Genomic DNA, 13,444 nt, shown 5'->3' with positions numbered 1-13,444 from the left:
TGTGAATTAATTTACTTGAAACTGCGCTTCCATGCGGTAAATCGGTTGGCCCTTTTTAGAGAACTTCTCTTCGTATTCGGTCATGATGTTCCATTCCGGTTCATTCGCATGAAGATCCAAGGAAACATCTTTCAATAGCATTCCGTATTCTGAAATGCTCACCAATGAATATTCGAAAAGTCCGCGGTTGTCTGTTTTAAAATGGATTTCGCCGTTTTCTGGCAAGATTGATTGATAAATCTCCAAGAACGATTCATGCGTCAAGCGGCGTTTTGCATGGCGTGTTTTCGGCCAAGGATCTGAAAAGTTCAGATACAAGCGATCCACTTCCGCTTTCTCAAAGTAATCTGCCAGATTCTTGGCATCGACACGCAGGAGTCGAAGGTTTGGCAAGCCTTCCGGACTTTCCAATACAGATTCAAGTGCTGTAACAATGACGCTGTCGAACAATTCGATCCCGATATAATTGATTTCCGGGTTCGCTTTTGCCATTCCGACAATGAAGCGCCCTTTTCCAGTGCCGGCTTCAATGTGAAGCGGCTGTGCGTTGCCAAATTCTTGCTGCCATTTGCCTTTTAACAAAGTTGGTTCAGGAATAACGATTTCAGGGTGCGATTCAATTAACTCCGCTGCCCATGGTTTATAGCGTGCTCTCATTTTACATCCTCTTTCTTTCTTATAATAATAAGCAGGCAATTTGCCTTTGTTTTTCTTTTTTCTTATTGCTGGATAACCTGCCATTTGGAAGCGCTCACCGCATAATTCACCGTTTCCTCTAAATTCGTCTTGGCAATCGCATCCCCATCGACATGCCGGTAAATTGAGTGATGAGGAGTCTTGGCCGAAATTTCCTTGGCGCTGAACTGAGCCACTTCTTTAAAGCGTGTATGGGTTCCGCTAAAAACCGTACCAAAGACCAGCAACAGTTTCAAGCGCGAAATTCCATGGACCACTGTCAATTCAAGTACACCGTCATTTGTTTTCGAATGAGGGGAAATTTTCATGCCGCCGCCAAAATACGCCTGGTTATGAATGGTTGCAAACCAAACGTCATGGAACTCTTTTTCATCTCCATCAAGTTGGACCATTAAATCGAATTTCTGAAAACGGATCAACGTTAGAATCACATACATCAAATAAACGAGTTTTCCAGCGCCGATGCGGTTCAACTGTTTTTTCAGCGAAGAACGATTGACGATATCACTGATCTCCGCATCAAATCCAATGCCGCTGCTGCTGACGAATTGATGCACTTCTCCGTTGCTGAATTCACCAAGATCACAGGCTGCGCTTTTCGGCGACTGCAGGTATCGTGCAATAGCTGGGCCATCCTTGAATGACTGGAACCCCCTGCCAAAATCATTGCCTGAACCTGCTGCAACAGAACCGATCACGAGATTATTCGCCCCTGCTGCTCCGATGGTGATTTCCCGCTGTGTACCATCTCCGCCAAATCCGATTACCAAATAGGAATTTTGCGATTGATGCAAAGATTTGACGATTTGGATGGCGTGGCCGGCGTATTCGGTGATTTCCGCTTCAAAAGGAAAATCCAGTGTTTTTTTGAAACTTCTCCACTTTTTTAAGGATCTGCCGTTTCCGGCTGCTGGATTGATGATAAATAATGTTTTCATGTGACCTCATCTTGGCGCATTAAACGCCTTCTTTCAAATGATAAGTAAACTCTTCGATATATTTTGGGGTTTGTCCAGGTGCAATTCGGAATATGGTAAAGCGATCCACAGTAAACGTAATGGGTTTTAGCTGCCACTCCTGATTAACCGGAGGACCGCCTTTCCATTTTGCTGCTAGCGTAATATGAGGCACGAATGGCTTCAAATCAGGATTCATCTGAAATTCCAAGACTTTCTCTTTTACTTTAGCTTGCAGCTTCTGAAGTTCTTCGCTTTCTTCGACTGCCGCATAAACGATGCGCGGCGTTTCAGGGTTCCCAAAAACTTCGACGCCATTAATCGTCAACTTAAACGCGGCGTGATCAATTTCCTTTAAAGCTTCCGAAGCTTTCGTGATTTCTCCGTTCGGATCATTGCCGATAAACACGAGCGTCAAATGCATATCTTCCGGTGCTGTGTAACGTTTATGGCTATCCATTTCCCAGGAATTTCTTGCCTGCTCCAAAGCAGCCGCTGCACTAGCAGGAATTTTAATGCCAATAAAATAATGGGCTTCCACCAGCTTCACCTCTCTTCATTCTACCATTTGCGGAGGAACAAAAAAATAGCGGCCGGCTTTCGCCGGCCACTTTATTAAGATTTCACAGTCAATTTAAGATTTGCTTCAAAAGCTTCCTGCAATTTTCGTGTAAGTTCACCAGGAACGCCTTCTCCGATTTTCTGTCCATCAATCTGGACAATCGGCATTACCTCTGAAGTCGTTGAAGACATGAAGAACTCATCCATTTCCAAAGCTTGAGTTTTAGTGAAAGCGAGTTCTTGGACTTCGATGTCAAGATCCGCACATAAGTTTAGGATCACGCGGCGTGTAATTCCGTTTAAAATCAAATTCGTTGCCGGATGTGTATAAAGAATCCCGTTTTTCAAGCCATACATATTGGAAGAAGATCCTTCGGTGATGACTTCGCCGCGGTGCAGAACCGCTTCAAAACAACCCGCTTCGTACGCTTCCTGCTTCGCCAGGATATTCCCGAGCAAGTTCAAGCTTTTGATATCGCAGCGCAGCCAGCGGATGTCTTCGATAAATTTCGCATGGACACCTGTTTCCATCAATTCAAGCGGACGCTCTACCGTTTTTGTATAAGCGACAAGCACTGGTGACGTATCGGATGGGAATTGGTGCTGACGCGTATATGCGCCGCGTGTAAGCTGCACATAAACTTGCCCATTTTCGATTTCATTCATTTCCACCAAATCATACATCAATTTATGGAAGACATCCTTTGTATAAGGAATGATGATTTTAATCTTTTCAGCACTTTCGTAAAAACGGTCAATATGTTCTTCTGCAGTGAATAGATTGCCTTCATACACACGGATTACTTCGTAGATCCCGTCGCCGAATTGATAACCTCGGTCTTCTTTTGAAATGTTCAATTCCTCTTCACGAATAAATTCATCATTATGCAATATCCAATCCATCAGCAGTCCCTCTTTTCTCATTTTCTGTTTGGCTCGTGCGGCAATAAATATGGTTCAGTCGTTCTTCTTGCAAGCTAATTCATAGATCGCTTCTGCATAAATCGCAGTCGCTTTAATCAAATTGTCGATATCGACAAATTCATCCGCTTGATGGGCAACATCTTTTTCACCTGGGAACAGCATGCCGAATGCAACGCCTTTATCAAGCACGCGTGCATAGGTGCCTCCGCCGATTGCTAATAGATCGGCCTTGTCGCCCGTCTGCCGTTCATAAGCTTGCTGAAGCGTTTTGATGAACGGATCATTTTCATCTACATGATGTGGAGGGGAATTGGATTCAACCGTCAATTCGTATCCAAGCAATCCAAGCTTCTTCACTTTTTCATCAAACGGGTACGTGATCGAATAGCGCATGCTAATGTCAATGGTCGCCGACTCGTTCCGTTCAAAGCGGAAGATGCCCGCGTTGAATGTCGTGTCTCCAGAAACTTCATCGGTAAAGTCCAAGCCCAATCTGCGTCCACGAGAATCCTGATAAAAGTTATTTGAAATGAATTCGGCGAATTCCTGGCCGTCTCCAGTCAGATGATCTTTTAAAAACAGTGCCAGTAGAATTCCCGCGTTCACTCCGTGGTCCGGCTCCATCGCATGGGCGGATTTCCCAGAGAGAAGCAACTTAACTTCTTCCCCTTGTTTTTCAGCCGACCCTGAAACCGAGTGAGCGGTGCAAAATTCTTCAAATGCTTGCTGCCACTGTGGAAGCTCCCCTTCAACTACCGCTTCTGCCAAATCCGGCACCATATTCGTCCGTTTGCCTGAAACAAAGGAAATCAATTCATCCGGCATTTCCCAGATGTTTTTGGAAAAACGGATGCCCGCGATGCCTTTTTCGGCATTGATGATCGGGAAATCCGCATCCGGCGCAAACGCGATCGTCGGCATTTCTTCTGTCTCGAAATAACGGTCGACGCACCGGAATCCACTTTCCTCATCTGTTCCAATAATTAAGCGGATCCGTTTTGAAAATTCAAAGCCGGCTTCTTTGACGATGTTTAAAGCTGTCCAAGCTGCAATAGTGGGACCTTTATCATCAATGGCGCCTCTGCCATATAATTTGCCGTTTTCAATTTCACCGCCAAATGGATCTTTTGTCCAGCCATCGCCAACAGGCACAACATCGACATGCCCTAAAATTCCAAGCAATTCTTCACCAGTGCCGATTTCCAGATGGCCGGCAACGTCCGCAACATTTTTCGCTTCAAAGCCCTTTTCCTCGCCTTTCGCCAAAAACCAATCGAGCGCTTGTTTTACATCCTTGCCAAAAGGGGCATCTGGTGCTGTCTCTTCACTCAACACACTCGGAATCGCAAGCAATTGCTGCAATTCTTTTATCATGCTTTCTCTTCTTTTTTCTGCTTCTTGTAGCCAGTCCATGATTCACTCCCCTTTTTTAATTAAAGCTATTGTACACCTTTTTGGATTTTTTTGAAGGATGTTCCTTAAAATCAACGGAAAAAAACCGATTTCATTTATTAAGTTTGTGTGAATTCGTTAAAAAATATGGATATTCAATTACTTTTTCGATATAATCAAATTGTCAGATAATAGGTTTGACATATTTATTAAGAAAAGGGGCTGTCTTTGGCAATTATTTCAAAACCGTTGAGTATACCTCAACAATCCGTCCGCTAGTCTTTGCCTATGGGAAAAAAGATGAAGGAGTGGTTCTCTTACATGAAACCTACAACTGATCGTATGCTCATTCGAATCAAAGATATGTATAAGTACATCCGTGACAACGGAACTGTAACTACGCAAGATCTAGTCGATGAATTCGGCATCACTCCTCGCACCATTCAAAGAGATTTGAATGTGTTAGCCTTTAACGATTTGGTGACGAGTCCAACTCGCGGCAAATGGACAACGACGCATAAAAAGGTGAAGATGACTTCCTGATAGAAAAGCGCAAGCGCCTGGACTACAGGAAAGCCGATCTTACAGACAGCTCAGAAAAACTTCTTAACAAAGAAAATGACCGCAAAGGCTGCGGTCATTTTCTTTGTTTTAATTGGTCAATTTCTTCTTCCGTTAAATGGCGGTATTCGCCGAGCGCAAGCGCCGGATCTAATTCCAGCGGCCCCATCGATAAACGCTTTAAATACGTGACTTCTTTTCCCACGCTTTGGAACATCCGCTTGACTTGATGAAATTTTCCTTCCGTAATCGTCAATTCAATTTCTGAGACAGCACCGCTTTCCAGGATTTTCAACACAGCCGGCTTTGTTTTGTAGCCATCGTCGAGAACGACTCCATTTTCAAAAGCCGCTCCATCTTCTGCGGTAACTTCCCCGTCTATGATTGCGAAATATCTTTTGTCTACGTGTTTCTTTGGTGACAAGAGTTCGTGGGCAAGTTTTCCATCGTTCGTCAGCAAAAGAAAGCCTTCTGTATCTTTATCCAAACGCCCTACCGGAAACGGTTCAAAGTTCTGTTCTTCATCTGCTAGCAGATCAATGACCGTTTGGTCGTATTTGTCTTCCGTCGCTGAAATCACGCCTTGCGGTTTATTCATCAGCAAATAGATGAATTCCGCATATTCCACACGTTCTCCGCCGACCGTTACCTCGTCCGAAAGCTCGTTTATATGCACTTTCGGATCTCGGATTTCCGATCCATTCACTTCAACCGCTTTTGATTTCAGTAAAATTTTCACTTCTTTTCTGGAGCCATACCCCATATTCGACAGAAACTTATCGATGCGCATGTAATCCTCCTAGAACCCGAATTTTCTTGTGTATTTCGTTAATCGTTCACCCAGAAGCTTTTGGGCAATTCCTGTTTTCAACCCAAGATAGCCATAAACTGCGCCGCCAATTGCTCCGACAATCAGGATACGGAAAATCGAATGGATTTTCGTGTCCATATCGATGAACAAATCAACTCCTGCCAAAGCAGCAAATACCGCAATAGCCATGACGATGTTCATCAATACAATAAGGATAATTCGGCGAACCACCATATTTGAGTGATAATTCATGGTCACTTTGATGACAGCCAAGTTCATGCCCGTAGCTACTACGTATCCGATAATTGTAGCTGCAATCGCTCCATCTGTTTCAAATCGCTCGATCAATGGAATATTTAAAGCCAGTTTTAACAGCAAGCCAATTAATAGATTCAGGATGATCCATTTTTGTTGATTGATTCCCTGTAAAATGGATGCCGTAACCGGGAACAAAGCGAAAAGAATCGCTACCGGCAAGTAATGGGACAGAACGTCAGAACCCATATCGCTGATTTCATAGAAAATATGGTAAAGTTCATCAGACAGCAAAGTCATTCCGACAACGGCCGGAAGCGTCAAGAATAAGAGGATCTGGAATGTTTGATCCAGCGTTCGATTGACCGCTTTATGGTCATTGGTTGTAAAGTATTTCGTGATCAATGGAATCAGCGCCATGGAAAATCCAGTAGCCAGCATAACCGGAATCATGACCAGTTTATGGGTCTGGAAATTCAGCATGCTCAAATAGATGCTGGAGTTTGCTGCCCCTTCAGTAGAGGCCATCGCGTTATTGAATGTCAGCATATCGACAAATTGGAATAGCGGGTTGGCAATTCCAAGAAAGACAACGGGAACCGCGTAAATAGCGATTTCCTTGTACATATCACGGAGGCTGACATCATACGATTCAACCGAGTTCGCCCGGAGCTGATTGTACTCCGGCTTTTTCTTTTTCCAGTAGTAAAACAGGACAAGCACCCCGCCAAGCGCTCCGACAAATGCAGATAGAACAGCAATCTGCACGGCAGTTTCCGGTGTTCCATTGAAAACATTCAAGACAAGATACGCTCCAACAAGCAGGAACACAATGCGGACAATCTGTTCGATCAGCTGCGAGACAGCCGTCGGCATCATGAAATTATAGCCCTGGAAGAATCCGCGGAACAAACTCATGAACGGCACGACAAGCAATGCAAAGCTGACCCATTGGATCACTTCTTTTACATCTTCTACTGTATGGACTTTGTCTTTTGAATCGATGGTGATTTCAGCAAGCGGCCCTGCAAATAAATAAAGGAAGACGAATGCCGCAAAACCTGTGACCATCATCGTGGTCAAACCTGATTTCAACAGCCTTCTTCCGGTTTCGTAATCACCGAGTGAATTGTATTTAGCGACAAATTTCGAGAACGCGATCGGCGCACCCGAAATGGCCAGCGACAGCATCAAGTTATAAGGTATGTACGCATATTGGTAAAGGCCAATATTCTCTTCTCCGACCATGCTGTAGAACGGAATGACATATATGACTCCAAGGATTTTTGACAGAAATAAACCTAAGGTTAGAATGGCAGTTCCTTTAATAAGTGATGACATTTTGCACTTCCTGACTTGTTCAATGTTAAAAGCAATCTACACGATAGTTTACACCTATAAAAGAAATTACTCAACGAGTTTCAATGCATCGTGTATACTGTAAGAAAAGCGGAAGCGCCCGTTTAGCCCCGACAAGCGCTGGAGGTCTTTTAGGAAATGGCGCTCTTTGCCATTAACTGAAAGACCGAAGCGACTCGAGGGGCTGGGCGCTGGAGTCTGGACATTAAGAAAAGCGGAGTCTCGACAATTAAAATACTTTTCCTCTATTCAAATTAAAAACGAAAGCGAGTTCTTATATATGTATGACGTTATTATTATCGGCGGGGGTCCCTCAGGCTTGATGGCTTCCATCGCCGCTGCATCAACCGGACAACAGGTTTTACTTATTGAAAAAGGCAAAAAGCTCGGAAAAAAACTGATCATTTCCGGCGGCGGACGCTGCAATGTGACCAACCGGCTGCCTCTTGACGAAATTGTGAAACATATTCCAGGCAACGGCAGATTCCTGCACAGTCCGTTTTCCGTCTTCAGCAACGAAGACATCATCTCTTTTTTTGAAGGGTTGGGCGTTGCTTTGAAAGAAGAAGACCACGGCCGCATGTTCCCCGTTTCCAACCGGGCGCAAGACGTGGCGGATGCCATGTTCCGCGAAATGGACCGGCTGAACGTGAAAGTCATGCTCGATTCACCGGTTAAGAAATTATTGATGACCGACGAAAAAGTGACCGGCGTCCGGCTGCATTCGGGCGAAGAATTTACCGCCAAAGCGATTGTTGTCGCAGTCGGCGGAAAAGCCGTTCCGCAAACGGGCTCGACGGGCGATGGCTACCCGTGGGCTGAAAAAGCGGGGCACACCGTAACCGATTTGTATCCGACCGAAGTTCCTTTATTGTCCAAAGAGCCGTTCATCGTGAGCCGCGATCTACAAGGCCTTGCCCTTCGAGATGCTGCTGTTTCGGTGCTGAATAAAAAAGGGAAGAATTTAGTGACCCACCAAATGGATATGCTCTTCACCCATTTCGGATTGAGCGGCCCCGCGGTGCTTCGCTGCAGCCAGTACGTCGTCAAGGAAATGAAAAAGAACGGCGGCGAACCGGTGCAGATGCGCATCAACACGATGCCTGAGGAAAATGCGGAATCCGCTTTCCAACTGCTTCATAAAATGATGAAAGACGAACCGAAAAAAGCGGTGAAAAACGTCTGGAAAAGCATCACCCAAGAACGGTGGCTGCTGTTTTTGATGGAACGTGCCGGCATCGATCCGCAAGCCATTGGTGCAGAACTTGCAAGCGACAAAGTGCGGGCATTCGCTCAGCAATTGACGGCATTCTCAATGACCGTGACTGGCACGCAGCCGATTGAGAAAGCCTTTGTCACCGGCGGCGGTGTCTCGATCAAGGAAATTGAACCGAAAACAATGGCTTCTAAGAAAAAGCCCGGCCTTTATTTTTGCGGCGAGATCTTGGACATCCACGGCTACACAGGCGGCTACAATATCACTTCCGCACTCGTGACCGGAAATGTTGCAGGGCGCAGTGCTGCTGCTTTTGCAGAAGATTTACAACTGACACATTAATCATAAAACCCCATTTGCCGGGATGCAAATGGGGTTTTATTTTGCCTAATTTCGGATTTGTTTGCGGAATACTGGGATTTGTTTGCGGAATTTCATACTTTGTTTGCGGAATAACCTCGTTTATTTGCAGAATTCCATCGTTTATTTGCGCAAAACAAAAAACCTGCCGAGAATCCCTCGACAGGTTCTGTTATGTTATCCGACTACCACGTTTACCAATTTCCCTGGAATCGCGATGACTTTGCGGACTTGTTTGCCTTCTGCAGCTTTTTGGACATGCTCATCCGCCAATGCCGCTGCTTCCAATTGTTCTTTCGTGCTGTCTTTAGCAATCAGTAATTTCGTTTTCACTTTGCCGTTCACTTGGACAACTACCTCGATTTCATCATCGATCATTTTCGATTCATCGAACGTTGGCCAAGCTTCATATGTCACCGTTTCTGAGTGGCCCAATTTCTCCCATAGCTCTTCTGCTACGTGCGGAGCAACTGGCGACAATAATTTCACAAAGCCTTCAACGTATTCTTTTGGAATCGCGTCGACTTTATAGCCTTCGTTGATGAAGACCATCATTTGCGAAATGCCTGTATTGAAACGAAGCCCTTCAAAGTCTTCCGTTACTTTCTTCACGGTTTGGTGATAGACTTTTTCCAATTTGCCGTCGTTTGAATCCACGATTTTTGCACTCAATGCATCTCTTTCTTCATCGATGAACAACCGCCAAACACGGTCTAGGAAGCGGCGTGCCCCGTCCAAGCCATTAGTTGACCAAGCAATCGAAGCTTCAAGCGGTCCCATGAACATTTCATAAAGGCGAAGTGTGTCTGCACCGTGGCTTTCGATGATCTGGTCTGGGTTGACGACATTGCCTTTAGATTTCGACATTTTTTCATTGCCTTCTCCAAGGATCATTCCTTGGTTGAACAATTTCTGGAACGGCTCTTTCGTCGGCACAACACCAAGATCGTAAAGCACTTTATGCCAGAAACGCGCATACAATAAATGAAGGACGGCATGTTCTGCTCCGCCGATATAGACATCGACCGGAAGCCAGTGCTTCAATAATTCCGGATCTGCCAACATTTCATCATTTGTCGGATCGATATAGCGCAAGTAGTACCAGCAGCTTCCCGCCCATTGCGGCATCGTATTTGTTTCGCGGCGGCCTTTCATGCCTGTTTCCGGATGGACGACATTGACCCATTCTGTGATATTCGCAAGCGGCGATTCGCCTGTTCCGCTCGGTTTAATATCTTTCGTTATCGGCAGCGTCAACGGCAAGTCTTTTTCATCTACCGGTGTCATTGTGCCATCTTCCCAGTGGATGATCGGAATTGGCTCACCCCAATAGCGCTGGCGGCTGAACAGCCAGTCGCGTAGGCGATAGGTGATTTTCTTCTCGCCGACACCGTGTTCTTCAAGCCAAGAAATCGCTTTTGCGATCGCTTCTTTTTTGTTCAATCCGTTCAAGAAATCGGAATTGATCAATTCACCGTCGCCTGCGTATGCTTCTTCCGCGATGTTCCCGCCGGATACTACTTCGACAATCGGCAAGTCGAATTGCTTCGCAAATTCATAGTCGCGCTCATCATGTGCTGGAACTGCCATGATGGCCCCAGTTCCGTAAGTAGCAAGTACATAATCGGCAATCCAGATCGGCATTTTTTCGCCGCTGACCGGATTGATTGCAAATGAACCGGTAAAGACGCCTGATTTCGATTTGGCCAAATCCGTACGCTCTAAATCGCTTTTCGTTTTCACGTCATCGATGTATTTTTCGACTGCCGCTTTTTGATCAGCCGTCGTGATGGAAGCCACCAATTTATGTTCAGGTGCAAGCACTGCATAAGTTGCACCGAAAATCGTATCTGGACGTGTTGTAAATGCGCGGAAAGAATGCGCTGTGCCTTCGACTCCAAACTCAAGTTCTGCCCCTTCGGATTTTCCGATCCAGTTGCGCTGCATGTCTTTTAAGCTTTCTGGCCAGTCAAGATCATCCAAATCTTCAAGCAAACGGTCCGCATATTCTGTAATACGCAGCACCCATTGGCGCATCGGGCGGCGTTCGACGGGATGCCCTCCGCGTTCAGAAACGCCGTCGACCACTTCTTCATTAGCAAGAACTGTACCCAGTGCCGGGCACCAGTTCACAGCCACTTCGTCTACATAGGCCAAGCCTTTATTGTAAAGCTGGATAAAAATCCATTGTGTCCATTTATAGTAAGAGGGATCCGTCGTGTTGACTTCGCGGTCCCAGTCATACGAAAATCCAAGTTCCTGGATTTGGCGTTTGAACGTTGCGATGTTTTTCGCCGTGAATTCCGCCGGGTCGTTTCCTGTATCCAGTGCATATTGTTCTGCCGGAAGGCCGAATGCATCCCAGCCCATCGGATGAAGGACATTATAGCCCTGCATGCGCTTCACTCGGCTTAAGATATCCGTTGCCGTGTAACCTTCCGGGTGCCCAACGTGGAGTCCAGCTCCAGAGGGGTAAGGGAACATATCCAATGCGTAGAACTTCGGTTTATCAAAATCAGTTTCCATTTTGAACGTTTTGTTCTGATCCCAGAACTTCTGCCATTTCTTCTCGACTGTCTTGTGCTTGAATGTCATCTCAAATTCCTCCTCAAAAATAAAAACTCCCGTCCCTCATATTAATAAGGGACGGGAGTTTCCCGCGGTACCACCCAAATTAGCGATTGCTCGCTCAACTTGACTCCTTAACGCGGAAAACGGTGTATCTTACTTGGTTTCACATACACGGACTCCAAGGCGAGTTCAATTGCTCCAAACACCGGCTTGCACCTACCGCCGGCTCTCTTCGGAATGAAAACAATTTACTGTTCCTCTTCACTGTCGTTTGCTATTATCTTTAGTTTAGCGGAACCGCCGTTTTTTGGCAATAGCTCAGGACACTTTCACGTTTTCTGTATTCAGAGGCGCATCTGTAGCATCAATGATATCTTGGACGCTGAAGCCTTCGAACACTTCCGTCAGCACCAATCCATCTGCTGTCACCTCGATGACGGCACGGTCGGTGATGATCTTATTGACAACACCTTTGCCTGTAAGCGGCAATTCGCATTGCTTTTTGATTTTCGAAGATCCGTCTTTCGATACATGGTCCATGATGACAATCACCTTTTTGGCGCCATGCACCAGATCCATCGCTCCGCCCATGCCCTTGATCATTTTCCCGGGAATCATCCAGTTCGCCAAGTCCCCATTTTCAGCAACTTCCATTCCGCCTAAGATCGCCACATCAATATGCCCGCCGCGAATCATCGCGAACGATTCAGCGCTTGTGAAAAAAGAAGAGCCTTTAATGGTCGTCACAGTTTCTTTGCCGGCATTGATCAAATCCGGATCCACTTCGTCTTCAGTTGGATAGGGCCCGATGCCGAGCAATCCGTTTTCTGATTGGAGCACGACGCTTTTGTTGTCCGAGATAAAATTAGCCACCAAAGTCGGCATCCCGATCCCTAAGTTTACGTAGTCTCCATCGTTGATTTCTTTTTCTGCACGTCTCGCAATTCTTTCTCTTACTTGGTTTTTATCCATCGCTGCACACATCCTTTCTTAGACTGAACGGGTCGTTAACCGTTCAATGCGTTTTTCCTGCTTCGCTTGCAATAAGCCTTGCACATAAATGCTCGGCGTTTGGACATGATTCGGATCGATGTCGCCGGTTTCAACGATTTCTTCGACTTCCGCAATCGTAATTTTTCCAGCCGCTGCGGCCAACGGATTGAAATTCTGCGCAGTTTTGTTGTAGACGAGATTCCCCATCTTATCCGCTTTATGTGCACGCACTAATGCGAAATCGGCACGAAGTGCATGTTCAAGCACGTATTCTTTGCCGTCAAACTCACGGATTTCTTTTCCTTCAGCGACCGTCGTACCCACTCCAGCCGGTGTGAAGAATGCCGGAATCCCAGCTCCGCCTGCACGCATCTTTTCAGCCAATGTGCCTTGCGGCGTCAATTCCACTTCTATTTCGCCAGACAGTACTTGGCGCTCAAATTCCTTATTTTCTCCCACATAAGAGCCGATCATTTTCTTGATTTGTTTGTTCTTCAGCAAAAGGCCGAGACCCCACTCGTCAACTCCACAGTTATTCGAAATGACGGTCAAGTCCGTTACCCCTTTGTCGACCAACGCCAAAATCAGCTGTTCCGGAATCCCTACGAGCCCGAACCCGCCAACCATAATTGTTGCGCCGTCTTGAATCTGTTCCACCGCTTCGCGTGCGGATCCATAAATCGGTTTCATTTTAGCCATCCCCCGTTCTTTCCGTTGACAGAATTATGTAAATAAAAACGCTTTCACCTTCAATTTAAACAAAGTCTCAGCCAAAAGGCAATACATGGA

12 protein-coding genes and 1 other annotated feature are annotated in these 13,444 nt (G+C 45.9%); of the genes, 2 read left to right on the top strand and 10 right to left on the bottom strand.

Annotation, left to right across the window (positions count from 1 at the left end; genetic code table 11):
- Nucleotides 1–6 precede the first annotated feature (6 nt).
- The 5 genes from trmB to pepV form a co-directional block, all read right to left on the bottom strand.
- Entirely contained in the window at nucleotides 7–657 is a 651-nt protein-coding gene (gene trmB / locus AC2EXB_RS06805) for a tRNA (guanosine(46)-N7)-methyltransferase TrmB (protein ID WP_483604186.1), read from the bottom strand.
- Nucleotides 658–719: 62 nt separating this feature from the next.
- Nucleotides 720–1,634 carry a diacylglycerol/lipid kinase family protein gene (locus AC2EXB_RS06800; protein ID WP_483604185.1) on the bottom strand — a complete coding sequence of 305 codons (915 nt, stop codon included), beginning with the start codon at nucleotides 1,632–1,634 and terminating at the stop codon, nucleotides 720–722.
- A gap of 19 nt (nucleotides 1,635–1,653) precedes the next feature.
- Nucleotides 1,654–2,202, bottom strand: coding sequence for an RNA 2',3'-cyclic phosphodiesterase (thpR, locus tag AC2EXB_RS06795; RefSeq protein WP_483604184.1), 549 nt, complete (start codon nucleotides 2,200–2,202; stop codon nucleotides 1,654–1,656).
- Between the two features lie 65 nt (nucleotides 2,203–2,267).
- The gene (gene dat, locus AC2EXB_RS06790) at nucleotides 2,268–3,116 is read right to left on the bottom strand and encodes a D-amino-acid transaminase (protein ID WP_483604183.1); all 849 of its coding nucleotides are present in this window, start codon (nucleotides 3,114–3,116) and stop codon (nucleotides 2,268–2,270) included.
- Between the two features lie 54 nt (nucleotides 3,117–3,170).
- A complete protein-coding gene (pepV, locus tag AC2EXB_RS06785; RefSeq protein ID WP_483604182.1) occupies nucleotides 3,171–4,550 on the bottom strand; it encodes a dipeptidase PepV in 1,380 nt (459 codons plus the stop codon).
- Nucleotides 4,551–4,850: 300 nt separating this feature from the next.
- Here pepV and AC2EXB_RS06780 point away from each other — a divergent pair, with 300 nt between their 5' ends.
- A complete protein-coding gene (locus AC2EXB_RS06780) occupies nucleotides 4,851–5,072 on the top strand; it encodes a DeoR family transcriptional regulator (RefSeq protein WP_052652080.1) in 222 nt (73 codons plus the stop codon).
- Between the two features lie 94 nt (nucleotides 5,073–5,166).
- Here AC2EXB_RS06780 and AC2EXB_RS06775 read toward each other — a convergent pair whose 3' ends face one another.
- On the bottom strand, nucleotides 5,167–5,880 hold the full coding sequence (locus AC2EXB_RS06775) for a pseudouridine synthase (protein ID WP_235198837.1): 714 nt from the start codon (nucleotides 5,878–5,880) through the stop codon (nucleotides 5,167–5,169).
- Between the two features lie 9 nt (nucleotides 5,881–5,889).
- On the bottom strand, nucleotides 5,890–7,497 hold the full coding sequence (locus AC2EXB_RS06770) for a putative polysaccharide biosynthesis protein (protein WP_483604181.1): 1,608 nt from the start codon (nucleotides 7,495–7,497) through the stop codon (nucleotides 5,890–5,892).
- Nucleotides 7,498–7,795: 298 nt separating this feature from the next.
- Here AC2EXB_RS06770 and AC2EXB_RS06765 point away from each other — a divergent pair, with 298 nt between their 5' ends.
- Nucleotides 7,796–9,073, top strand: a complete 1,278-nt coding sequence (locus AC2EXB_RS06765) for a BaiN/RdsA family NAD(P)/FAD-dependent oxidoreductase (RefSeq protein ID WP_483604180.1) — start codon at nucleotides 7,796–7,798, stop codon at nucleotides 9,071–9,073.
- A gap of 195 nt (nucleotides 9,074–9,268) precedes the next feature.
- Here AC2EXB_RS06765 and leuS read toward each other — a convergent pair whose 3' ends face one another.
- The 3 genes from leuS to AC2EXB_RS06750 form a co-directional block, all read right to left on the bottom strand.
- A complete protein-coding gene (gene leuS, locus AC2EXB_RS06760) occupies nucleotides 9,269–11,686 on the bottom strand; it encodes a leucine--tRNA ligase (RefSeq protein ID WP_483604179.1) in 2,418 nt (805 codons plus the stop codon).
- A gap of 44 nt (nucleotides 11,687–11,730) precedes the next feature.
- Nucleotides 11,731–11,936 (bottom strand) — a binding site (T-box leader).
- Nucleotides 11,937–11,980: 44 nt separating this feature from the next.
- Nucleotides 11,981–12,634, bottom strand: a complete 654-nt coding sequence (locus AC2EXB_RS06755; protein WP_483604178.1) for a 3-oxoacid CoA-transferase subunit B — start codon at nucleotides 12,632–12,634, stop codon at nucleotides 11,981–11,983.
- Between the two features lie 18 nt (nucleotides 12,635–12,652).
- The gene (locus AC2EXB_RS06750) at nucleotides 12,653–13,345 is read right to left on the bottom strand and encodes a CoA transferase subunit A (protein WP_052652086.1); all 693 of its coding nucleotides are present in this window, start codon (nucleotides 13,343–13,345) and stop codon (nucleotides 12,653–12,655) included.
- Between the last annotated feature and the right edge of the window lie 99 nt (nucleotides 13,346–13,444).

Source organism: Planococcus alkaliphilus (assembly GCF_057031095.1).
This window is presented reverse-complemented; position numbering and strand designations above follow the sequence as displayed.